Origin of the sequence: Sulfitobacter sp. LC.270.F.C4 (genome assembly GCF_032922545.1) — a bacterium.
Classification (GTDB): Bacteria; Pseudomonadota; Alphaproteobacteria; order Rhodobacterales; family Rhodobacteraceae; genus Sulfitobacter; species Sulfitobacter profundi.
This window is the reverse complement of record NZ_CP136692.1, coordinates 183,181-206,048: the sequence shown is the minus strand read 5'-3', so window position 1 is coordinate 206,048 and position 22,868 is coordinate 183,181. Positions and strand designations below refer to the sequence as shown.

Annotated in this window: 20 protein-coding genes; 8 read left to right on the top strand and 12 right to left on the bottom strand. The window is 64.5% G+C overall.

The window, feature by feature from the left end; translation table 11 throughout:
• The first annotated feature begins 28 nt into the window (after positions 1-28).
• Together R1T45_RS04825 and R1T45_RS04820 are read left to right on the top strand one after the other, a co-directional pair.
• The gene (locus R1T45_RS04825) at positions 29-679 is read left to right on the top strand and encodes a DUF1007 family protein (RefSeq protein WP_317390265.1); all 651 of its coding nucleotides are present in this window, start codon (positions 29-31) and stop codon (positions 677-679) included.
• A complete protein-coding gene (locus tag R1T45_RS04820) occupies positions 664-1,545 on the top strand; it encodes a hypothetical protein (RefSeq protein WP_317390264.1) in 882 nt (293 codons plus the stop codon). Before R1T45_RS04825 ends, R1T45_RS04820 begins: the two co-directional genes overlap by 16 nt.
• Here the strand turns inward: R1T45_RS04820 and R1T45_RS04815 are convergent.
• Genes R1T45_RS04815 through R1T45_RS04800 form a run of 4 tightly spaced genes read right to left on the bottom strand, consistent with a single transcriptional unit; the run spans position 1,542 to position 8,234 of the window.
• A complete protein-coding gene (locus R1T45_RS04815) occupies positions 1,542-3,584 on the bottom strand; it encodes a hypothetical protein (RefSeq protein ID WP_317390263.1) in 2,043 nt (680 codons plus the stop codon). The two genes, R1T45_RS04820 and R1T45_RS04815, sit on opposite strands and share 4 nt — an antisense overlap.
• Positions 3,581-6,346, bottom strand: a complete 2,766-nt coding sequence (locus R1T45_RS04810; protein ID WP_317390262.1) for a DUF4159 domain-containing protein — start codon at positions 6,344-6,346, stop codon at positions 3,581-3,583. Before R1T45_RS04810 ends, R1T45_RS04815 begins: the two co-directional genes overlap by 4 nt.
• Complete coding sequence (locus R1T45_RS04805) at positions 6,343-7,230, bottom strand: DUF58 domain-containing protein (protein ID WP_317390261.1); 888 nt, start codon at positions 7,228-7,230, stop codon at positions 6,343-6,345. The genes R1T45_RS04810 and R1T45_RS04805 overlap by 4 nt, the downstream gene beginning before the upstream one ends.
• The gene (locus tag R1T45_RS04800; RefSeq protein ID WP_317390260.1) at positions 7,227-8,234 is read right to left on the bottom strand and encodes a MoxR family ATPase; all 1,008 of its coding nucleotides are present in this window, start codon (positions 8,232-8,234) and stop codon (positions 7,227-7,229) included. The genes R1T45_RS04805 and R1T45_RS04800 overlap by 4 nt, the downstream gene beginning before the upstream one ends.
• A 70-nt stretch (positions 8,235-8,304) precedes the next feature.
• Between R1T45_RS04800 and R1T45_RS04795 the strand changes: the two genes are divergently transcribed.
• Together R1T45_RS04795 and R1T45_RS04790 are read left to right on the top strand one after the other, a co-directional pair.
• Positions 8,305-8,880 carry a DUF1285 domain-containing protein gene (locus R1T45_RS04795; protein ID WP_120352018.1) on the top strand — a complete coding sequence of 192 codons (576 nt, stop codon included), beginning with the start codon at positions 8,305-8,307 and terminating at the stop codon, positions 8,878-8,880.
• Between the two features lie 18 nt (positions 8,881-8,898).
• Positions 8,899-9,663, top strand: a complete 765-nt coding sequence (locus R1T45_RS04790) for a hydroxypyruvate isomerase family protein (protein WP_317390259.1) — start codon at positions 8,899-8,901, stop codon at positions 9,661-9,663.
• On the opposite strand, the gene R1T45_RS04785 is transcribed toward R1T45_RS04790, so the two are convergent.
• The 4 genes from R1T45_RS04785 to R1T45_RS04770 all read right to left on the bottom strand — a co-directional run bounded on the left by R1T45_RS04785 (position 9,652) and on the right by R1T45_RS04770 (position 13,789).
• The gene (locus R1T45_RS04785; protein ID WP_317390258.1) at positions 9,652-10,269 is read right to left on the bottom strand and encodes a glutathione S-transferase; all 618 of its coding nucleotides are present in this window, start codon (positions 10,267-10,269) and stop codon (positions 9,652-9,654) included. The genes R1T45_RS04790 and R1T45_RS04785 overlap by 12 nt on opposite strands.
• 212 nt (positions 10,270-10,481) lie before the next feature.
• Positions 10,482-10,688, bottom strand: coding sequence for a YdeI/OmpD-associated family protein (locus tag R1T45_RS04780; protein WP_317390257.1), 207 nt, complete (start codon positions 10,686-10,688; stop codon positions 10,482-10,484).
• Complete coding sequence (gene polA / locus R1T45_RS04775) at positions 10,688-13,486, bottom strand: DNA polymerase I (RefSeq protein ID WP_317390256.1); 2,799 nt, start codon at positions 13,484-13,486, stop codon at positions 10,688-10,690. Before polA ends, R1T45_RS04780 begins: the two co-directional genes overlap by 1 nt.
• Before the next feature lie 123 nt (positions 13,487-13,609).
• Positions 13,610-13,789, bottom strand: coding sequence for a zinc-finger domain-containing protein (locus tag R1T45_RS04770; protein ID WP_067622513.1), 180 nt, complete (start codon positions 13,787-13,789; stop codon positions 13,610-13,612).
• A 168-nt stretch (positions 13,790-13,957) separates the two neighbouring features.
• Here R1T45_RS04770 and gpmI point away from each other — a divergent pair, with 168 nt between their 5' ends.
• The 3 genes from gpmI to R1T45_RS04755 are packed head-to-tail and all read left to right on the top strand — an operon-like array spanning position 13,958 to position 17,949.
• Positions 13,958-15,475, top strand: a complete 1,518-nt coding sequence (gene gpmI, locus R1T45_RS04765; protein ID WP_317390255.1) for a 2,3-bisphosphoglycerate-independent phosphoglycerate mutase — start codon at positions 13,958-13,960, stop codon at positions 15,473-15,475.
• Complete coding sequence (locus tag R1T45_RS04760; protein ID WP_120352013.1) at positions 15,472-16,608, top strand: murein hydrolase activator EnvC family protein; 1,137 nt, start codon at positions 15,472-15,474, stop codon at positions 16,606-16,608. Before gpmI ends, R1T45_RS04760 begins: the two co-directional genes overlap by 4 nt.
• 3 nt (positions 16,609-16,611) lie before the next feature.
• On the top strand, positions 16,612-17,949 hold the full coding sequence (locus R1T45_RS04755; RefSeq protein ID WP_067629308.1) for a S41 family peptidase: 1,338 nt from the start codon (positions 16,612-16,614) through the stop codon (positions 17,947-17,949).
• A gap of 135 nt (positions 17,950-18,084) precedes the next feature.
• Here R1T45_RS04755 and R1T45_RS04750 read toward each other — a convergent pair whose 3' ends face one another.
• The 4 genes from R1T45_RS04750 to ilvD all read right to left on the bottom strand — a co-directional run bounded on the left by R1T45_RS04750 (position 18,085) and on the right by ilvD (position 21,708).
• Positions 18,085-18,459, bottom strand: a complete 375-nt coding sequence (locus tag R1T45_RS04750) for a hypothetical protein (protein ID WP_317390254.1) — start codon at positions 18,457-18,459, stop codon at positions 18,085-18,087.
• A 9-nt stretch (positions 18,460-18,468) separates the two neighbouring features.
• The gene (locus R1T45_RS04745) at positions 18,469-19,242 is read right to left on the bottom strand and encodes a DUF6478 family protein (RefSeq protein ID WP_067629304.1); all 774 of its coding nucleotides are present in this window, start codon (positions 19,240-19,242) and stop codon (positions 18,469-18,471) included.
• A gap of 119 nt (positions 19,243-19,361) precedes the next feature.
• A complete protein-coding gene (locus R1T45_RS04740) occupies positions 19,362-19,919 on the bottom strand; it encodes a hypothetical protein (RefSeq protein ID WP_317390253.1) in 558 nt (185 codons plus the stop codon).
• Between the two features lie 22 nt (positions 19,920-19,941).
• Positions 19,942-21,708 (bottom strand): dihydroxy-acid dehydratase, encoded by a 1,767-nt coding sequence (gene ilvD, locus R1T45_RS04735; RefSeq protein WP_260010630.1) that lies wholly within the window; start codon positions 21,706-21,708, stop codon positions 19,942-19,944.
• A gap of 210 nt (positions 21,709-21,918) precedes the next feature.
• On the opposite strand from ilvD, the gene R1T45_RS04730 reads away from it, so the two are divergent.
• Positions 21,919-22,818, top strand: coding sequence for a CPBP family intramembrane glutamic endopeptidase (locus R1T45_RS04730; protein ID WP_317390252.1), 900 nt, complete (start codon positions 21,919-21,921; stop codon positions 22,816-22,818).
• Positions 22,819-22,868: the final 50 nt, after the last annotated feature.

The following is a 22,868-nucleotide window of genomic DNA, read 5'->3' as shown; positions in this document are numbered from 1 at the left end:
ATTGGCGAAGGGGGGTAGACCTAGCGCCATGAGATACCCGCTTGTCACCGCCGCCCTCCTTGCCTGTGCCACACCGCTTGGCGCGCATCCGCATATTTTTGTCGATACCGGCCTTGAGGTGATCGTCGACACCGAGGGGCGCCTGACCCATCTGCGGATCACTTGGGCCTATGACGAATTCTATTCGTTGCTGGTGACCGAGGATCGCGGGCTTGATCCCGATTACGACGGCGTTCTGACCGAGGCGGAAGTGGCCTCGCTCAACGGGTTCGACATGCAGTGGATCGAAGGGTTCAACGGCGATACCGTGCTGCTGAACGGCACCGAAGAGGTCGCGCTGTCGGGACCGCAGGAGGTGACGACGACCTTCTCTGAAGGGCGGATCATCACCACCCATTTGCGCGCAGTTGAAGGCGATGCGCCTGACGCGAACGGGCTGGTGATCAAACCCTATGATCCGACCTATTACACCGCCTATGAGGTCGCGAGCAAAGTCGGCATCGAAGGCAGTGACAGCTGCCGTGCGCGGGTCAAAATGCCGGACATGAGCGCCGATCTCCGCGCTTTGCAAGCTGATCTGAGCGCCTTGGACGCGAATACCGATCCGAACGATGTCGGCCTGCCTGAAATTGGCGAAGCCTTGGCCAATGAGGTGGTGATCACATGCGACGCATCATAGCGCTGGCCGCATTGGCGACCCTGCTGGCGCTGGCGGCGCTGTGGTGGACGGGGGGCTTTAACGCCCTTGCCCATTGGGCGGCGGGGCAGCAACGCGGGTTTCAAAACAGCATCGCAAGCGGGCTGCGGGCCACGCGGGGCGGCGATATGGCGGCGTTCTGGACGGTGCTGCTGGCGTCTTTTGCCTACGGCGTGGTGCATGCGGCGGGGCCGGGGCATGGCAAGATCGTGATTGGCGGCTATGGGCTGGCGCGCTCTGTGCCGATGCTGCGGCTTTCGCTAATCGCTCTGGCCGCCTCGCTTGGCCAAGCGGTGACGGCGGTGGTCTTGGTCTATGCGGGGATCCTGCTTTTGGGCCTTGGCCGTGAGGCTCTGGTGGGCGTGACCGAAGACATCATGGCCCCGGCAAGCTACGGTGCGATTGCCCTTATCGGGCTTTGGCTGATCTGGCGCGGGCTGCGTCATGCGCGCCAAAAGAAGGTGGCGCATAGCGAAGAGGTCTGCGGCCATTGCGGTCATGCCCATGGGCCGAGCTTGGCGCAGGTCCAGCAGGCGGGCAGCCTGCGCGATGCGCTGCTTTTGATTGCTGGGATCGCCATCCGTCCCTGCACCGGGGCGCTTTTTGTGCTGGTGATTACTTGGCATATGGGCATCGGCGGCGTCGGCGTTCTGGGCGCTTTTGCCATGGCCCTTGGCACCGGGTTGATCACCATCGCCACCGGCCTTGCCGCCACGGGGTTGCGGGCGGGGGTGCTTGGTGGGCTCGCCGGATCGCCGCGCTTGGCACAGGCCGCGGCGGTGGCAGAGCTGACGGCAGGGCTTATCGTCGTCACGCTTGCGGGCGGGCTGCTGCTTCGCGCGCTTTAACGGCGGCCTTCGCGCAGCCAAGCGGCAATGATGAACAGGGCCGAGAGCAACAGCACCAGCCAGCCCGGCAGCAGCGGTGTTTGCCGCACATCGCGGGTCTCATAAGCGCCACGTGGGGTCAGCCCCAGCCAGCCGCGTCCGGCAGCCGGGCGGCCAAGGCGCACGTCGCGCAGGCGCGGCAGCCCGTCTTCCACCCGTGCCACGCCACCGCGCAGGGTGTCGATGGCTGGGCGCAGTGCTGCGTCACTGGCAATCGTCTCAATAAACTCGCGCGGGGCAGCAGGGCCTAGGCCGATGACAGTCACCTCCTCCCCGTTTTCCAATCGGTAGAGGCCCATCTCTTCGCCCGTGAATTCAGCCTCGAAACGGCCCGGACCAGCGGGGGCGAGGGGCACTTCGGTGGTGCTGCCATCAGGGGCGGTGATGGTGACGGGGGGCACGGTTTCATCTAAGGTGCGCCGGGTGATGCGCATGGTGCGGCCTTTGGCGGTGGCGGTCAGCGCCTCTTCCTCAAGCTCGGGTTCTTTCATCATCCAATGCGCCAAACGGCGCAGCAGTTCCAACTGCGGGCCACCGCCCTCATAGCCCCGGTTCCACAGCCACGCATGGTCTGAGGCCAGCAGCGCCACGCGGCCTTCGTCGACGCGGTCAAGCACCAGCAGTGGGCGGTCGTCTGCGCCGCTCATCACCACATCGCCACGCTCAGCTGTCACGTCGATCTGGCGCAGCCAGCGGCCCCAGTCGCCTTTGCCCGGCAGTTCGGCGGTCACGGGATGGCGCTGACCGATGTCGGTCACGACGGGGGGGAAGGCTTCCTCCAAAACCCGCGCGGTGGGGGTGGCAGGCAGCACCGTGCCAAGCGGCGACCGGTAGAGGCTGTCGGCACTGGCGAAATCCGGCCCCGCCGCGACCAGCACCGCGCCGCCCTTGCGCACATATTGCGCCACATTATCGAGGTAGAGCGCAGGTAGGATGCCACGCCGCTGGTAGCGGTCAAAGATGATCAGGTCAAAGTCGTCAATCTTGTCCATGAACAATTCGCGCGTCGGAAAGGCGATCAGCGACAACTCGTTCACCGGCACGCCGTCCTGCTTGTCGGGCGGGCGCAGAATCGTGAAATGCACCAGATCGACCGCGCTGTCGGACTTCAGCAGGTTGCGCCACGTGCGCCCCCCGGGATGCGGCTCGCCTGAGACGAGCAGCACGCGCAGCCGGTCGCGCACCCCGTTCATCTGGATCAGCGCGGCATTGTTGCGGTCGGTCAATTCCCCCGGCGCTTCGGGCAGGGAGAAACGGATCACATTGCGTCCCCCGTGGGGCAGGGCGACGGGCAGTTCGAGGTCTTGGCCAATGGGAACGTCAAAGCTTTGCGGGTCTTCACCATCGACAGAGATATCAAGCCGGGTCAGCCCCCCGTCCTCGGGCGCGGCGCCCAGATCGTCGATGCGCAGGGTCAGGGTCACCGGCTCCCCGATGATGGCAAAAGCAGGGGCATTGCGCACGGTCAGGCGGCGGTCCCAATCTGCGGCCCGACCGGTTTGCAGCAGGTGCAGCGGCGCGGGCAGGTCAAGCGGCAGGTCCGCGTCATGCACCCGGCCATCGCTAACCGCCAGAATGCCCGCAATCCGCGCGCGCGGCTCTTCGGCCAGCGCGTCGGCCAGCGTGGTCATCAACCGTGTGCCCGCGTCCTCGGCCCCGTCGGGCACGGTGATGCGGCGCAGTTCCGTATTCGGGCGCGCGGTGATCCGGTCGGCCATCGCCTCGGCGGCGGTATCGGACTGGTCGGCGCGGTCCGCCAGCCGCTGGCTGGCGCTTTCGTCTTCCAACAGCAGCACGATGTCACTCAGCGGGGCACGGTCCTCGGTTTGATAGGATGGGCCAGCCAATGCGCCGAGCACCACCACGGCGGCCAGCCCCCGCAGTGCCCAGCCCGACAGGCCACGCCACACCGCCAGCAGAACGCCAATCGCGGCAAGCACCGCCAGCCCAATCAACAGCGGCAGCGGGATCAGCGGGTCGAAAAGCACGGTTCCGGTCATTGGCCCAACCTATCCAGCAGCGCAGGCACATGGACCTGATCAGATTTGTAGTTGCCCGTCAGCACATGCATCACAAGGTTCACACCAAAGCGGTAGGCCAATTCGCGCTGCCGTTCTCCGGCATAGCCGCGCCCGATGGGCAGCAAGGGCGCGCCATCGCGGCGCACGGCCCAAGCGGCGGCCCAATCGTTGCCGCCGATCACCACCGGGGTGACACCGTCATTGAGGTTGCGGAAAGGCATCCCCTCGATCCGTTCGGCGTCGGGCGGCGCGGCCTCAACCCAGACATCGCGGCTGGTGTAGCGGCCCGGGTAGTCCTGCAGCAGATAGAAGGTGCGGGTCAGCACATGGTCGCCGGGCAGCGGCTCAAGTGGTGGGATGTCGAGCGGGGCGGCCAATTCCTGCAGCTTGCGCCCGTTCGGGCTGGCGGCGCCATAGCTTGCGATATCCGCGTCGCGTGTATCAAACAGGATCAACCCGCCCGAGCGGAGATAGTCGTTCAGCTTGCCATAAGCCTCGGTTGAAGGCTGTGGTTGATCGGGGGTGACGGGCCAATAGAGGATCGGGAAAAAGGCGAGTTCGTCCTGCTCCAAATCGACACCTGTGGGCAGGGCAGGCTCTACCGTGGTGCGAAAATAAAGCGTGTCCGACAGGCCGGTCAGCCCGGCGCGGGCGACCTCGTCAACGTCGCTATTGCCGGTCAGCACATGAGCCAGCGTGACCTCGGAGGCGGAGCGCACGGCAAAGCTTTCGGGGTCAGTCTCTTGCGCGTCCCCCATTTGTGGCAAGCCCAGCCCCAAGATCAGCGCCAGAGTACCAGCCGAGCGGCGCAGCAGCAGCCCCGAAAGGGCAAGAGAGGCCAGCACATCGGCAACCAGCAACAGGATCGCGAGGCTCAGAAGTGCTCCGGCCAGCGGCTGTTCCGGCGGCAGCGCAAGACCACGCAGCGGCACATCCGAGGGCCATTTGGCGGGGGTGAGCGTGGTCTCAGCAGTCAGCACATTGCGCGCCAGCCGTCGGTCTTCTGAGCCGTAGATGCCGGGGGGTAGCGCAGGGCCAGCGGGGGCCGAAATCAAGTCAGGCCCCGCGACACCGGGCAGGTTGCCCGCGTCCGACAGGGTGCCGAAACCGTCCATCACCCGCAGCGGGGTCCATGTGGTGCCCTCAAGGCTGCCGGCCTCGGGCGTGCTGGCACCAGAGGACACAGCCAGCCGCTCCATCATCTGCACAAAAAGACCCGACAGCGGCAGGGTCGACCACTCCGCCGTGGCGGTAACGTGGAAAAGCACGATCTGCCCCTGACCGACGGCCTTGCGCGTGACCAGCGGCGTGCCGTCACTCAGCGATGCAATCACCCGGTCGGCCAGTGTCGGGTCCGGTTGCGCCACGACCTGCGCGGAAACGGTCACGTCCTCCGGCACCGGCAGGCCAAAGAAGGGCGAACCGTTGCGGAAAGGGGCCAACGCTTTGGGCTCGCCCCAAGACATTGCCCCGCCCACGCTGCGCCCCCCGGCGCGCAGGCGCACGGGCATCAGCGGGTCTTCGTCGATGCGGCTGACATCACTGGCGGCAATGCGTGGCCCGGCGAAGCGGATCAGCATGCCGCCCGCATCAATCCACTCTTGCAGAGGCTCTGCTTCGGCGGGGCTGAGGGTGGCCACATCGGCCAGCACGATCACATCGGGGTTGGCGGGCAGCACGTCGGACAGGGTGCCGTCGATAAGGTCAGCACTCGGGGCCAACGCCTGTTCGATATAGTGCAGCGGCGAGAGCAGTTGCAGCCCCTCCTGCGCCCCGCGCCCGCTGATCAGCGCGACCTCACGGCGGCGCAGCCCGTCGTCGACCAAGGTGCGCGCCCCGGCAGAGCGTTGGCCCGCGATATCGAAAAAGGTCAGCCGCGCGCGCATCTCGGCAGGCAGCGAGAGGGAAGTGCTGGCCTCGGTCGCACCCGCCTCGAAACCTGCGTTGGCGGTGGCCAGCACGCGGGCGTTGCCTGCCGGGTCGCGGCCATGCGCCTGCACTACGGCGTCGCGTTCCGGGCCGGGGGCGGCGCGGCGCAGGGTCAGGTCGATTGCACCGTCTTGATAGACCGCGGGCGCGATGCCGATGACGTTGTTGGCCGACTGATGGACCTCAACCGCCCCTTTGGCTTGCAACGTGGCGAGCAGGTCATCGCGGCCCGGATAGTCCAAGCCATCGCTGAACCACATCGTGTCAAAGGCGGGCAGGCCTGCCATGATTTCGGTTGCGCGAGCGATCTCAGCTGGGGAAGGCTGCCACGGCGCGGGGGAAAGCCCGGCAAGGCGGCTGCGCCATGCGTTGGCGGATTGGAAGGTTGGCACCTGCGGGTTGGTCAGGGTCAGGATGCCCACCGTCCGCTCGGCCCGCCCGGCGCGGGTCAGTTGCGTGTCGACGGCGGCCAACTGTTGGTCCCAGCGGCTGGCCCCGGCCCATGATGTATCCAGCACCATCAACAGCGGGCCGCTGCCTTGTTCCGCCTCGGCCTGCGGGTTCAGGACCGGCCCGGCAAGGCCAACAATGATCGCAGCCACGGCCAGCATCCGCAGTAGCAGCAGCCACCACGGGGTGCGGTCCGTCGTGCTTTCGTCGTCCGCCAGACCCAAGAGCAGCGCCACACCGGGAAAGCGGCGGCGGATCGGGGCGGGGGGCACGGCACGCAGGATCAGCCAGAGGATCGGCAGCGCCATCAGGGCCAGCAGTAGCCAAGGCGCGGTGAAACCGATGCCGCCGAAAACGCTCATGCAGCACTCCCTTGCCGCGCGTCCAACGCGCCATAGAGCCACAGCAGCGCCGATTGCGCCGAGGCATCCGTGTGGTGCAGCCCATAGCGCCAGCCGGTGCGGGCGCAGAGTTGTTGCAATTCATCTTTGCGCGCCGCGAGCCGGTCGAGATAGCGGTCGCGCAGGTTATTCGCCTTCAGCGTCTCATGGCGCAGCGTGCCGCCGACGCTTTCGAAAATGGTACGGCCCGCAAAAGGGAAGGCTTCCTCTGCCGGGTCGAGCAGGTGATACAGCACGCCGCGCACGCCGCGATCAGCGGCTTTGGTCAGCGCTGTCTGGACCGGTTCAAGATCGCCCATGAAATCCGAGATAAAGATCGCCCGAGCATGGCGGATCATGCCGCGGTGTTCGGGCGGGGCATATTCGCGGATGTCTTCTTGGCAGAGCAATTCGGCAAGACGCAGCACCTGCGGATTGCCGCGCCGGGGCGGCAGGGCGGTGCCGGTAAGGCCCACCCGTTCACCGCCGCGCAGCAGCAGGATCGACAGCGCGAGGCCCAACAGCCGCGCGCGATCAGCTTTATCGGGCAGCCCTTTGTCAGAGGCAAAGCGCATCGACGCGCCCTGATCGACCCAAAGCATGACCGACTGGGCAATCTGCCATTCCCGCTCTCGCACGAACTCCTGATCGCCTCGCGCCGAGCGGCGGTGATCAACCATGCGTCGGCTGTCGCCCATTTGCGCCGGGCGGTATTGCCAAAAATCATCCCCAGACCCGGATCGGCGGCGGCCATGGGCACCGGGCAACACGGCACCGGCCAGATGCTCGGCCCTCGCCAGAAGGGCGGGAAGCCGGGCCGCCTCGCCCTCGGCGTCGGCCCTGAGGGTTAGGGGGGAATGGGTCACGCGGCGGCCTTTTTCCCGATCAGTTGACCGGCGGTGGCGTCGATCAGCCCTTGCAGGCTTTCGCCGCGTGCGCGGGCGGCAAAGTTCAGCGCCATCCGGTGGCTTAGCACCGGGCGGGCCATGGCCAGCACGTCTTCGGCAGAGGGGGCAAGCCGCCCCTCCAGCAGCGCACGGGCGCGGACCGTCAGCATCAGCGCCTGCGCGGCACGGGGGCCGGGGCCCCAAGCAACACTCTCGCGCACGGGCTGGGTGGCTTCGGGTTCATCGGGGCGGAAGGCGCGGACAAGGTCAAGGATCAGCTCCACCACGCTGTCGCCCACGGGCATCCGGCGCAGCAGGTTTTGCGCGGCCAGCAGGTCTTCGGTAGAGAAAACAGGCTGCACCGCGCCATCTTCGACGCCGGTGGTGGCGATCAGGATGTCCCGCTCGGTCGCGCGGTCGGGGTAGGCCACGTCGATCTGCACGAGGAAACGGTCAAGCTGTGCTTCGGGCAGCGGGTAGGTGCCTTCTTGCTCGATCGGGTTTTGCGTGGCGAGCACGTGGAAGGGCTGGCCCAATGCGCGGTCTTGGCCAGCCACCGTGACGGTTTTTTCCTGCATCGCCTGCAAAAGCGCAGACTGCGTGCGCGGGCTGGCGCGGTTGATCTCATCCGCCATCAGAAGCTGGCAAAAGATCGGCCCTTCGATAAAGCGAAAGGCCCGGCTGCCGTCGGGCGCGGTATCAAGCACTTCGGAGCCCAGAATATCGGCGGGCATCAGATCGGGGGTGAATTGCACGCGGTTGCCGTGCAGGCCCATGACGGTGCTCAAGGTCTCGACCAGTCGTGTCTTGCCCAAGCCTGGCAGACCAATCAGCAGCCCGTGCCCGCCGCAAAGCAGCGCGGTGAGCGCGAGGTCGACAACCTGTTCTTGCCCGACGAACCGCCCGGTGATCGACTGCTTGGCCTTGCCTAGCTTTTCGGTCAGCGCTTCGATTCGCGCGATCAGATCATCCGCTTCGGCCATGACATTTCTTTCCCCGGAGTTATATCTTTCAGGTGTAAGTGTATCGCGACCAAAGGGAATGGCAAAACCAATGAGCGGACAAAATACCGTGACACCCAGTGCAGACAGCCTGATCGAAGCCGCCAAGGCCGCAAAAACGCGCGGAACCCCGCCGCTTGAGAAGTGGAACCCGGAATTCTGCGGCGATCTGGACATGCAAATCAAACGCGACGGGACGTGGTTCTACCAAGGCACGCCGATTGGGCGGATCGAATTGGTCAAATTGTTCGCTTCGATTCTCTGGCGCGAGGGGGATGACTATTTCCTCAAGTCCCCGGTCGAGAAGGTGGGCATCACGGTCGAAGATGCGCCCTTTGTCGCCGTGGATTTCGAGGCCGAAGGCGAGGGCGAGGCGCAGCAGTTGCGGTTTCTCACCAACCTAGGCGATGTGGCCGAGGCGGGGCCGGAACATCCGATCCGCGTGGTCCGTGATGAGGAGACGGGCGAGCCTTCGCCCTATGTGCTGCTGCGCCGGAACCTTGAGGCGCTGATCGACCGCAAGAGCTTTTACCGCTTGGTCGATCTGGGCGAGCACCGCGATGGCTGGTTTGGTGTCTGGTCGGGTGGGGAATTCTTTGGCATCATCCCGTCGGAAGACCTGCCGTAAAGCCATCGAAAGCCCGAAATGCCGCTGTTACCTGCCGCCAACCTGTCGCTGCTCTGGTCGGGACTGCCCTATCTGGATCGGTTCGACGCGGCGGCAGAAGCGGGGTTTGGCGCGGTCGAAGTGTTGTTTCCCTATGACATCCCCGCGAAAGAGACGCAGCGCGCCTTGCTGCGCAACGGGTTAACCCTTGCCCTGATCAATGCCCCACCGCCGAATTATACCGGTGGCCAGCCCGGCTTTGCAGCCATTCCGGGCGGGGAGGCACGCTTTGCCCATGATATGTGTCGTGTCTGGCGCTATGTCGACGCGCTGCGGCCCAGAATGGTCCATGTCATGGCCGGGGAGGCCGAAGGGCCAGCGGCGGCAGAGGCATTCGTGGCGAACCTCCGTCATGCCGCCGCCGAGGCGCCGCCGGAAGTCACGCTGATGATCGAGCCGCTCTGCCCTGAGGCCAGACCGGGGTATTTCTTGAACGATTACGCTCAGGCGGCGGATCTTCTCGCGGCAGTGAATGCGCCGAATGTGGGGCTGCAGTTCGACAGTTTTCACGCGCAGATGATCCATGGCGATGCCGTGGCGGTATTCGAGGAATATCGCCCCCTAATCCGCCATGTGCAGCTTGGTGACGCGCCGGGGCGTGGGGCGCCGGGCAGCGGTGATGTCGATTTCGACGGGCTCTTTGCCGCGCTGCGGGCGGGTTATGACGGTTTTGTCAGCGGGGAGTATGCGGCGGGCGTGGCGACGGAGCAGACGCTCGGATGGGTGGCCGCCTTAGGGGAATGACACCGGCGTATCGCCGGGCTGCCACTGGGGGTATTTGCTCATCACGCTTTCGAACCGGGGCGCGGTGAGGAAGCGGTCGAGCCAGCCGCGCAGGGCGCGCCAGTCCTGCGCGTCGAACCAAGCGCGGTCGATAAAGGCGAATTGCCGCACGAAGGGCAGGATCGCGTAATCGGCCAGCGTCGGGCGGTCGAAGATCCAGTCAACCAGTTGCGCGTCGAGGTCTTGGAGAAAGGCGGCAGCCTTGGCGCGTTGTTCTTCGGGGTCCACATCGGGATAGCGGGTGGCGTATTTGGTGCGGTCGAGCGCGTCTTTGAACGGGCCATCGGCGCGGGTGATCCAATCGTGCCCTTCGGGCGGCATGTCGAGCCAGCCTTCGGGATCGTTCTGGGCCAGCGCCCATTTCATGATGTCGAGGCTTTCGTCGATGGGGCCGGTTTCGGTGACGAGGCAAGGGACGGTGGCGGTGGGGGATGCCGAGAGGAATGCTTGCGGTTTGTCCCGCAGGACGACTTCGCGCAGGTGGACGGGCGTTTGCGCGGCGGCGATGGCAAGCCGCGCGCGCATGGCGTAGGGGCAGCGGCGGAAGGAGTAGAGGATTGAGGTCATGGGGAGTATTTAGGTGACATGGGCAAGATGTACAAAGGGCCATGGCCTGACCGCGGGTCGGCGACCGGGCAGATGTTTCTGCCACTTTATGGCTCATCCGTGATGTTTGCTCGAAAGGGTATGCCCAGCCTCACCAAATCGCCTACCCGGGGGGCGGGCAGGCGATGGCCCGGCGCCTGCGGCTTGATTCCGGGCCGGTGCTTCATTTCACCCTACTGAAACGGTGTCGGCGGCAGTCCCTTACCGGCAAAGCGCGCCACATCATCCACCCGCTTCGATCGTGCCGTCGTGGTCCGCGCCGCGTCGATCCATGCCAGCGCATCGGCGCGCAACTCATCGCTGTATCCGTCCCAGCCCGCCTGTGAGCCGGTCTCTTCCAGCGCTTGAGCGAGGTCTTCGGGGAGGTCTATATGCTCCATCAATGCGCCTCCGCCCAGTTGGCACCGACGCCGGCATCGACGATCAGCTTTACATCAAGCTTCACCACCGGATCATTGGCGTTCTCCATCACCTCGCGCGCGGCGGCGATCAGCGCGTCTTCGGCCCCTTTTTCCACTTCGAACAGCAGTTCATCGTGCACCTGCAACAGCATCGTCGCGGGCAGATCGGCGATGGCCTCGGGCATCCGCACCATGGCGCGGCGGATCACATCAGCAGCGGTGCCTTGAATCGGCGCGTTGATCGCGGCGCGGGCGGCAAAACCTGCCTGCGGCCCCTTGGCGCCGATGTTGGGCGTGTTGATCTTACGCCCGAACAGCGTCTGCACAAACCCGTGCTCTTTGGCGAAGGCTTTGGTGTCGTCCATATAGGTGCGGATGCCGGGGAAGCGTTCGAAATAGCGGTCGATAAAGCCCTGCGCCTCGGCCCGTGGAATGCGCAGGTTGCGCGCGAGGCCGAAGCCGGAGATGCCGTAGATCACCCCGAAGTTGATCGCCTTGGCGTTGCGGCGAATTTCCGGGGTCATCTGATCCATCGGCACGTCAAACATCTCGGACGCTGTCATGGCGTGGATGTCGTCGCCGCGTTGGAAAGCTTCCTTCAAGGCATCAATCTGGGCGATATGCGCGAGGATGCGCAGCTCAATCTGGCTGTAGTCCAGCGCCACCAGCACCTTGCCCTCGGGGGCGACAAAAGCCTCACGAATGCGGCGGCCTTCTTCGGAGCGGATCGGGATGTTTTGTAGGTTCGGATCGGTGGAGGCCAGACGCCCCGTCGTCGCGCCCGCGATGGAATAGCAGGTGTGCACCCGGCCCGTGTCGGCGTTCACATGGTCTTGCAGCGCGTCGGTATAGGTCGACTTCAGTTTGGACAGTTGCCGCCAGTCCAGCACCCGACGGGCGAGGTCATGTTCGGTGGCCAGATCCTCCAGCACATCCGCGCCGGTGGAATATTTGCCGGTCTTGCCCTTTTTGCCGCCCTCAAGCCCCATCTTGCCAAACAGGATTTCACCCAGCTGCGCGGGGGAGCCGACGTTGAACGTTTCTCCGGCCAGCTCGTGAATATCAGCCTCTAGCCCCGCCATTTTCTGGGCGAAAGCATTGGACATCCGGCTGAGCGTGTCGCGGTCGACGAGTATCCCCGAACGCTCCATCTGGGCCAACACGGGCACCAGCGGGCGCTCAAGCGTTTCGTAGACTTTGGTCACTTCGGCGCGGTGCAGCTGCGGCTTGAAGAGTTTCCACAGGCGCAGGGTGACATCGGCGTCTTCGGCGGCATAGGGCACGGCGTCTTCCATTGGCACCTTGTCGAAGGTCACGGCAGATTTACCGCTGCCCAACAGCGGTTTGATCGGCAAGGGCGTGTGGCCGAGGTAACGCTCAGAAAGCGTGTCCATCCCATGCCCGTGCAGCCCCGCGTGCATCGCGTAGGACATCAGCATCGTGTCATCAATGGGTGCGACGGTGATGCCCAACTGAGCAAAGATCTTTCCGTCGTATTTCATGTTCTGCCCGATTTTCAGGATCGCAGGATCCTCCAGCATCGGGGTCAGCAGTTGCAGCGCTTCCTCAATCGGCATCTGGCCGGGGGCGAGGTCATCGGAGCCAAACAGGTCATCGCTGCGGCTGGCTTTATGGGTCAGCGGGATATAGCAGGCCTGCCCGGCCTCAACCGACAGCGACACGCCGACCAGTTCGGCGGTCATCTCGTTCAGACCGGTGGTTTCCGTATCGACAGCGACATAGCCGACCTCATAAATCCGGTCGAGCCAAACGCGCAGCGCCTCGGCGTCGCTGACCTGCTCATATTTGCTGTGGTCGAAGGGCACATCCGCGACCTGCGGTGCGTCGGCCACGGCAGGCGCTGGCGCGTCGGGGATGGCGGGGGCTTCGCGGCCCAGCACTTCGGCCACGCGTTTTGACAGGGTGCGGAATTCCATCTCAGACAGGAAGCCGAGCAGGCGGTCGGCATCGGGGTCGCGCACTTCGAGGTCGTCGATGGTGAAGTCGATGGGCGTGTTTTCATCGAGCAGCACGAGGCTGCGGCTCAGGCGGATTTGCTCGGCATGGTCGATCAGGGTCTGGCGGCGTTTGGGCTGTTTGATCTCGCTCGCGCGTTCCAGCAGCGCATCCAGATCGCCGTATTCGTTGATCAGCAGCGCCGCTGTCTTGATGCCGATGCCGGGCGCGCCGGGCACGTTGTCGACCGAATTGCCCGCCAGCGCCTGCACATCCACCACGCGGTCAGGGTAGACACCGAACTTCTCGAAGACGCCATCGCGGTCGATGGTCTTGTTCTTCATCGCGTCCAGCATTTCCACGCCGTCGCCGACAAGCTGCATCAGGTCTTTGTCGGAGCTGATGATGGTGCAACGCCCCCCGGCGGCGCGGGCATGTACGGCGAGGGTGGCGATGATGTCATCCGCCTCATAGCCCTCGAGCTCTTTGCAGGCGATGTTGAACGCCTCGGTCGCGGTGCGGGTCAGCGGGATCTGCGGGCGCAGGTCTTCGGGCATGGCCTCGCGGTTGGCCTTGTACTGGTCGTACATGTCATTGCGGAAAGTGTGGCTGCCCTTGTCGAAGATCACGGCAACATGCGTGGGCGCGTTGGGGCCGGTGTTGCCCTCAACATAGCGGTGCAGCATGTTGCAAAACCCAGCCACGGCGCCGATGGGCATGCCGTCGGATTTGCGCGTCAGCGGTGGCAGGGCGTGATAGGCGCGAAAGATGAAGGCCGAGCCGTCGATCAGATGCAGGTGGTGGCCTTTGCCGAATGTCATATGAATGCTCCGCTGGATTGGCGACCCTTTTGCCACGAAGCATGGCCCACGGCCAGACGCCAATGCGCCGCGCGGGCAGGTTCGTGCCGTCGGTTCAGGTGTTCAGGTGAGGGCCGGGAAGGCTCAGACTTTGCCTTCGAAATCCGTATGGACGAATTTGCAATCGCAGTAGCCGCATTCGACCCAGCCGCGATCTTGGGGGATTTGCAGCCAGACGCGCGGATGGCCAAGCGCGCCTTCGCTGCCGTCGCAGGCCACGCGCCAAGTGTTCACGATGCGGGTTTCGGGCGCTTGCAGGGTCATGGAGTTGGTCCTCGGCTCAGGCGAAAGTTGCCACTCGTTATGACCAAAGCAGGCGCGCGGGGCAAGGGCTCTGCGCGGGAATGGGAGGCTTGTGCACAAAGTGGTTCAAGTGCCAGCCCACAAGGGGTAAAAGGCGCTGAACAGCCACCAAGCCGGAGCAACAGTCTGATGAGCGCCCCCAAACCTGTCGTATTGTGCATCCTTGACGGTTGGGGCCTCAGCGAGGTGCCGGAGGGCAACGCCCCCCTGCTGGCCAAGACGCCGAATTTTGACCGGATCATGCAAGCGGGACCAAAGGCGCAGCTGATCACCCATGGCCCCGACGTGGGCCTGCCGCGCGGGCAGATGGGCAATTCCGAGGTTGGCCACACCAATATCGGCGCGGGCCGGGTGGTGGCGATGGATCTGGGGCAGATTGATCTGGCGATCGAAGAAGGCAGCTTTGCCGAGAATGCGCGGCTGCGGGGTTTTATCGCCAAGCTCAAGGAAACCGGCGGCACGGCGCATCTGATGGGCGTCGTCTCGGACGGGGGGGTGCATGGGCATCTGAGCCATATGGTCGCCGCCGCCCGCGCGCTGGATGCGGCGGGACTGCCGGTGGTGATCCATGCGGTGACAGATGGGCGCGACGTGGCACCGTCTTCAGCGCTTGGCTATTTCGAGACGCTGGAGGCGGCGCTGCCCGAAGGCGTCAGGATCGTCACCGTGACAGGGCGCTATTTCGCGATGGACCGCGACAACCGTTGGGACCGGGTGGGCAAGGCTTCGGCGGCAATTCTGCGCGGCGAAGGGCAGGCATTTCCCGACGCCCGCGCAGCGGTGCAGGCCGCCTACGGGCGGGGCGAGACGGATGAGTTCTTTGCCGCCAGTGTGATCGACGGCTATGCGGGGGCGGCGACGGGCGACGGGCTCTTCTGCCTTAACTTCCGCGCCGACCGCGCGCGCGAGATCATGGCGGCCTTGGGCGATCCGGGGTTCGACGCCTATGACATCGGTCCGCGCCCCGATTGGGCGGCGCTGATGGGCATGGCGGAATATTCCAAAGACCACGCCGCCTATATGACCACGATGTATCCCAAGCCGGACATCAAAAACACGCTGGGGGATTGGGTGGCGCAACAGGGGCTGCGGCAGTTCCGTTTGGCCGAGACCGAGAAATATCCCCATGTGACCTTTTTCCTCAACGGGGGTGTCGAAACCCCGGCGGCGGGCGAAGACCGCAACATGCCCAAGTCGCCCGATGTCGCGACCTATGACATGCAGCCCGAGATGTCCTGCGCCGAGGTGACGGATCAGTTCGTGCAGGCGATCGAGGCGGGCTATGACCTGATCGTGGTGAATTTCGCCAACCCCGATATGGTCGGCCATACCGGTGATCTTGAGGCAGCGATTGCGGCTTGCGAAGCGGTGGACGCGGGGCTGGGCCGGGTGCTCAAGGCGCTGGAAAAGGCGGGCGGCGCGATGATCGTTACGGCGGATCACGGCAATTGCGAGATGATGATCGACCCCGAGACAGGCGGCGCGCATACGGCGCATACGCTTAACCCTGTGCCGGTGGTGGCGGTGGGCGCGCCCGAAGGGACCGCCCTGCGCGACGGGCGTCTGGCCGATCTGGCACCGACGGTGCTGGAGTTGATGGGCCTGCCGCAGCCCGAAGAAATGACCGGGAAAAGCCTGCTGACATGAAGCATTTCGCCGCGGCTGTTGTTTTTGCCTGCCTGCCCCTGATGGCACAGGCGCAGGCCGATGAGGCCGCCGCGGAGGCACGCGCGGCCGCGACCGCGTTGGAGGCGGCAGGGGCGCGGCTTGACCAAGCCGACGGCGCGCGCGACCGGGTGCAGGCGCTGACCGAAACGATTCAGGCGTTTGAGGCGGGGCTTGCCGCGATGCGGGCAGGGCTGCGTCAGGCGGCGATCAACGAGGCACAGCTTAGCCGCAAGCTACAGGCGCGCGAGGGCGAGGTGGCGCAGTTCTTGGGCGTTTTGCAAAGCATCGGCGGTGATCCGTCGCCCGTGGTGCTGCTGCACCCCGATGGCCCGATGGGTACTGCGCGTGCCGGGATGTTGCTGGCGGAATTGACGCCCGCGCTCAACGCCCGCGCCGATGCGCTGCGCCAAGACTACGAAGACATCAAAACCCTGCGTGCCTTGCAGACCGATGCGGCACAGCGGTTGCAAGAGGGGCTGACCGAAGTGCAGCGCGCCCGCACCGCGCTCAATCAGGCGATGGCCAACCGTACCGATCTGCCGACGCGCTTTACCGAAGACCCGGTGCGCACCGCGATCCTGATTGCCTCGACCGAGACATTGGATGGCTTTGCCAGTGGCCTGTCCGAGATCACCACCGGCGCGGAAGAACCCGCCCCGGTGAACCTTGACGGTCAGGTGGGCGAGCTGCCCTTGCCCGCCCAAGGCTTGGTGCTGCGCAAGGCGGGAGAGACGGATTCGGCTGGGGTCACACGGCCCGGCATGATCCTTGCCACCCGGCCCCGCGCCATCGTCACCAGCCCGGCGGCGTCAACGATCCGATACGTTGGTCCGTTGCTGGATCTGGGCAATGTCGTGATCCTTGAGCCGCAGGTCGATACGCTTTTTGTGCTGGCGGGGCTGGATATCGTTTACGGCCAAGCCGGGCAGGTGATTGCCGGTGGCACGCCCATCGGGTTGATGGGCGGGCCGGAAAGCGGCACAAGTTCCCAGATGTCACCAAATGGTGAAGGCACTGGCACTGACCGGACGGAAACGCTCTATATAGAAGTCAGGCAAGACAACACACCTCAGGACCCGGCAGACTGGTTCCGCACCGACAAGGATGGATAGCAGATGAAGAAATTCGTGATGGCAGCCGTTGCAGGCACGGTCGCGGGGGTGGTCGCAACCACTCAGATCGCCGGACCGCTGCTGGCGCAAGAGGCCGAGAAGACGACAAATGTTTACGAACAGCTTGATCTTTTCGGAGATATTTTCGAACGCATCCGCGCGCAATATGTCGAAGATGTCGACCCCGGTGACCTGATCGAAGCCGCCATCAACGGTATGCTGACCTCGCTTGATCCGCATTCGTCCTACCTGTCGCCCAAGGACGCCGAAAAGATGCGCGAACAAACGCGCGGCGAATTCGGGGGTTTGGGCATCGAGGTTACCCAAGAAGAGGGTTTCGTCAAAGTCGTCTCGCCCATCGATGGCACCCCTGCTGCTGAGGCCGGGATTGAGGCGGGGGATTTCATCACCCATGTCGATGGCGAAAGCCTGTTGGGTCTTGGCCTCGACGACGCGGTCGAGATGATGCGCGGGCCGGTGGGGTCAGAGATCCTCATCACCGTGGTGCGCGAAGGGGAGCCAGAGCCCTTCGACGTTTCCATCGTGCGCGACACAATCCAGCTGACCGCCGTGCGCGCCCGGACCGTGGGCAACACCGCCGTGCTGCGTCTGACAACGTTCAACGAACAGACCTATCCCAAGATGAAAGAGGGTCTGGAGCAGCAGATCGAAGACGCGGGTGGCATGGAGAATATCAACGGCATCGTCATTGATATGCGCAACAACCCCGGCGGCTTGCTCAATCAGGCGATTGCCGTGTCGGATGCCTTCCTCGAAGAAGGGGAAATCGTCAGCACCCGTGGCCGCGACATCGAAGATGGTGACCGGGTGAATGCCACGCCGGGTGATCTGGCGATGGGCAAACCGATTGTGGTGCTGATCAACGGCGGCTCTGCCTCGGCCTCGGAAATCGTCGCGGGGGCCTTGCAGGACCACCGCCGCGCCATCGTCATCGGCACCAAGAGCTTTGGCAAAGGGTCGGTTCAGACCGTCATGCCACTGCGCGGCGACGGGGCCATGCGCCTGACCACGGCGCGCTACTACACGCCTTCGGGCCGGTCGATCCAAGCGCTTGGCGTATCGCCTGACATCGTTGTGGCCCAGCCCCCAGCCGCACCGGAGACCGAGGAAGACGAAGCATTGTCGGCACGCCCCCTCCGCTCCGAAGCCGATCTGCGCGGACGGTTGAACAATGACAGCCTGACCGACGATCAGATCAAACAGATCGAGGACGACCGCGAAAAGGCCCGCAAGGCGGCTGAGCTGCGTGAAGAGGATTACCAACTGGCCTATGCCATCGACATCCTCAAGGGTCTGTCGGCTTTGGGCCCGAACGAGTAAAATATCGTAAACAAGATGCAAAAAGCCCCGCTGGAGACAGCGGGGCTTTTTGTTTGGGGCCGGTCCGTTGGCGGTGGGGCGGGGCAGGACCTAGAGCGCGCCGCGTTGCGATTGCAGTGCGGGGCGGTGCCCGCCTTACCCCGTTTCGCGGCAATGCCGCCGAAAGGCGCGTTTGAGCATGTCGAGTTCGGCCCGCAGCAGGTCCATCTCGGCCCGGATGTCATCGCCAAGCGCTTCATCCGCGATCAGGGTCACATGACCCAAGAGCGCCCCGCCGGTCTTTTCGGTGATAACGAGGGTCTGCACCCCATCGGCAATCGCCTCGGGTGGGAGGGCGAAGGAGAGGTGCCAGCGCCCCTCGGTTCCTTCGGCTTCCAGCGTCACCTCTGCCACCTCTTTGCCTTCATGCGTCACGCTGATCTGCGGGGTGTCGGTGCCGTCCTGGGCGGTCAGCACGCCGTGCCAGATGCCTTGGCGCAATACAGTCTTGGTCAGGTCAAAGTGGCTCATGACGGGGTCCTAGATCTGGGCGCGGGGGCGGCGCGAGAAAGTGAGGTCGCGCAGGACGACTTGGTTCATGTCCGGCCCCTCAAAGATTAGGTCGATCCATGCCGCCTCGATCCGCTTTTCGTTGAGATTGCTATAGGCCAGATCGAATTCGACGCTGATGTTTTCCTGTCCGACGGGCAATTCGCGGACGATCTGTTCGGTGTTCGGACCATGGCGGATGTTGAGCCGGGCAAAGATCTCAAGCGGGTGTTCCAATTGCACGATCGTATCCATGCGGATCAGGTGGCGGCGTTTCAATCCGGTGATGGCGTCGGTGGGCAGGTTAATCACCAGCGACAGGAAAGACCCATCAAATTTGAAGACATCGAGTTGCAGCCCATAGGGGGCCAAATCGGCCTCGCGCAGGTTGCGCAACTGGCGCAGGGTCAGTTCCGATTGCGCGCAATCGTGGAACAGGGTCACTTCCTCGCCCAGTGTGGATTTGGTTTCGACCGACGACATCCCCGGCGTGGCAAGCGGGCCGCGCCAAAGCTCGGGCCGCCATGCCCAATCGGCGTTATGCGGTTTCGGAAAGCCGCTGGCGCCAATCGCGGGCAGGGCGAGGCGGTCTTCTGCGCGGTGAATCAGACGATCCAGTTGGGCGCGCAGCAGCCGGGCGCGGCTGCGTTGACGGCGCAGGGTGGCAAGATCGACCGTGGCGGCCTTGCGAGCCGCATCGGCCCAACGTTGCAGCGCGCGGGCATAGAGCTTGCTCTCCAGATAGCCGCTGGGGAAGTTGACCATGAACCTGCGCCTCTCGTTTTGTCGCAGTCTATGCAAGGCGGGCATTTCGTTCAAATGAATAGCCCCTGCGATTGTTTCCGGGGGCGGGCAGTGTTGCCAATTTGGAAACAACGGGCGGGTCAGCTGCCAGCGGGGGCAGCCTTCGCGCTTTTGCTGCGGCTTTGTCGGATCAGGTCTGCGACCAGTGCGCGGCCCTCTTCGGAAATGGCGCGGCTTTGCGGTGCGCCGTACAGGGTGACGCTGGCGACATGGCCGCCGATCCGTGCCATGCCGCGCCAGTGGCGGGGCGACATGCCCTCGGCGGGCACCGGCCCTTGGGCCACAAAAATCGTTGCGCCTTCAATGCTGCCGGCCTCTTGCAGCTGGCTCAGACCAGTGGCCTCGGCGACCTGTTGTGGGGTGGGCAGAGGGGCTTCTGCCTCGGCCTCGATCAGCGCCAGCGTTAGGATGCCACGCGGCGCGGCGGTGACCACATCCGGCAGGCCAAGTGCGTCGCAGCGCGCCATCAGGGCAAAGCGGCGTTTGAGGCTTTTGGGGTCGATGCAATAGCCCTGCGGGGGCACCACCTGCACCGCGCCCCCGGCAAGCGCCGTTTGCCGCAGGGGTTTGTCGGGCGCGCCGGTACTGCCGCCAAAGGAAAAACCCTGACCGCCTTCGCAGGCGGACAGGGTGAGCATAGCAAGTGCCGCAAGAGGGCGCTTAGAGGTCCATGTAATCATGGGTCTCGGCCTGAGCGCCCGGATGTGTCACGGCACCAAGGTAGGTGGGGCCGACAAGCTTGGCATATTTCCACAGCGCGCCGCTTTGGTAGTTCGTCGCACGGGGGCCAGCCCAGCCCTTGCGGCGCTCAGCCAGTTCATCCTCGCTCAGGTCGACGCTGATGCTGCCGGTGATGGCATCAAGGGTGATCATGTCGCCGTTTTTCAGCAGCGCAATCGGCCCGCCGTGTGCGGCTTCTGGCCCAACGTGACCCACGCAGAAACCACGTGTCGCGCCCGAGAAGCGGCCATCGGTGATCAGCGCCACTTTCTTGCCCATGCCCTGACCGGACAGCGCCGCCGTGGTCGCCAGCATCTCGCGCATGCCGGGGCCGCCTGCGGGGCCTTCGTTGCGGATGACGAAAACATCGCCTTCGGAATAGGCGCGGTTCTGCACGGCTTCAAAGGCGTCCTGCTCGCATTCGAACACCAGTGCCGGGCCGGTGAAAACGATGTCTTCTTCCGACATGCCCGCGATTTTCACGATGGCGCCTTCGGGGGCAAGGTTGCCTTTGAGGCCGACAACACCGCCGGTCTTGCTGATCGGATTGGCGACCGAGTGGATCACCTTGCCGTCTGCTTCGCGGGTCACTTGATCCAACACTTCGCCCATCGAGTATCCGGTGGCGGTCATGCAGTCTTCGTGAATAAGGCCCGCTTTGCGCAACTCATTCATCACCACCGGCACGCCGCCCGCATCGTAAAGATCTTTGGCCACATAAGCGCCGCCCGGTTTCATATCGACGAAATAGGGCGTGTCGCGGAAGATCTCGCAAACGTCTTCGAGGTAGAACTCGATCCCGGCTTCATGGGCCATGGCGGGCAGGTGCAGGCCCGCGTTAGTCGACCCACCGGTGCAGGCCACGATACGCGCCGCGTTTTCAAAGGCTTCGCGGGTGCAGATGTCACGCGCGCGGATGTTCTTTTCGATCAAGTTCATGACCGCCGCCCCCGAGGCTTCGGCATAGGCGTCGCGGCTCTCATAGGGCGCGGGCATGCCCGAAGAGTTCGGCAGCGCGAGGCCGATGGCCTCCGACACGCAGGCCATGGTGTTTGCGGTGAACTGGCCGCCGCAAGCACCCGCCGATGGGCAAGCCACGCGCTCAAGCACGTCCAAAGCGGCTTGCGACATGGAGCCGTTCTGGAAGCGGCCCACGGCTTCGAACATGTCCTGCACGGTCAGGTCACGGCTGGCGAAGTCTTCGGGCACATCGGCCCCGGCAGGTGCTTTGCCCGGCAGGATCGACCCACCATAAAGGAAGACCGACGGCACGTTGAGGCGCAGCATGGCCATCATCATTCCCGGCAGGGATTTGTCACAGCCCGCCAGACCCACGATGGCGTCATAGCAGTGGCCGCGCATGGTCAGCTCTACCGTGTCGGCAATTGCTTCGCGCGAGGCCAGCGAGGAACGCATGCCCTCATGGCCCATGGCGATGCCATCGGTGACGGTGATGGTGGTGAATTCGCGCGGGGTGCCCTGTTCGGAATGCACGCCCACTTTTACAGCCTGCGCCTGACGGTTCAGCGCGATGTTACAGGGGGCTGCTTCGTTCCAGCAGGTGGCGACGCCCACCAACGGCTGGTGAATCTCTTCTTCGGTCATGCCCATGGCATAGTAGTAAGACCGGTGCGGCGCGCGGGCCGGGCCTTCGGTCACGTGGCGGCTGGGCAGCCGGGATTTGTCGAAGCGGGGCGTGGTGGACATCGGTGGGCTCCTTGAAACGTCTTGAATGGAATAGAGGGGCAGGGGCGGTGCTGCAAGGCTTTGGCGCGTATGAGGTGGGGGAACTGTTGTATCGCAGCGTGTTAGGGCATAGGTTCTGACCTTCTGGCGCGGTCGGTTGGAGCCGCCCGCAAGCGTGAAGGTCCGGCATATGCTCTGCAACAACCACCCCCGATCTGCCCCGCGCCTCTCATGAATTGGCGGCCCGATTACAGCGCCCATGCGGCCTTCGTCGCGCCCGCGCGCGCCTCATCGGCGCTTTGGCGCTTTTTCTTGGGGTTGTTCGTGGCGGTGGTGGCCTATGTTGCGCTGAACGAGCTTTATTTTCAGACGGTCTATGCGCTGGCAGGCACGGCGGCGGCATCGCTGCATGGCAACCTGCTTGAAGGGGCCACGCCGCAGGCCATGTATCTGCTGCTGTTCAGTTTTGGGACCATGGCGATGGCGGTCGGTGTGACTGTGCGGGTCGTACACCGGCGCAGCGCGGGCAGCTTGCTGTGCGTGCCGGGGCGGCTTTGGCCGAGTTTTCGCGCGGTGTCCCTTGCTATGCTGGCCCTTGGGGCCGTGCTGCTGATCTTGCCGCCATGGGACATGGGCGGCGAACTGACGCCGAACCTGCCGCTTGGCCGCTGGCTGCTGCTTTTGCCACTGTCGCTGCTGGCGGTGTTGGTGCAGGTCAGCGCCGAAGAGATCGTCTTTCGCGGCTATGTACAGCAGCAACTGGCGGCACGGTTTCGCTCGCCGCTGATCTGGATGGTCCTGCCCTCGGCGCTTTTCGCGCTTGGTCACTACCTGCCTGCCGAGGCGGGGGAGAATGCGCTGATGGTGGCGCTCTGGGCTGGGGTCTTCGGCATCTTGATGGCTGACCTTACTGCGCGCTCCGGCTCGCTTGGGCCCGCCATCGCGGTGCATCTGTGGAACAATGTCTCGGCCATTCTCATTATCTCTCTGCCGGATGATCTTTCGGGGCTGGCGCTTTATCTGACGCCGTTTTCGATGGATGACGCGGCGGCGTTGCGGACTTGGTTGCCGGTGGATTTCGCGTTGATGTTGGTGTCGTGGCTCGCGGCAAGGCTGGCGATACGCCGCTGATTGCAATTTCCCCATGCGGGGATTATCTGGAACGGAACCACAGCAGAGGC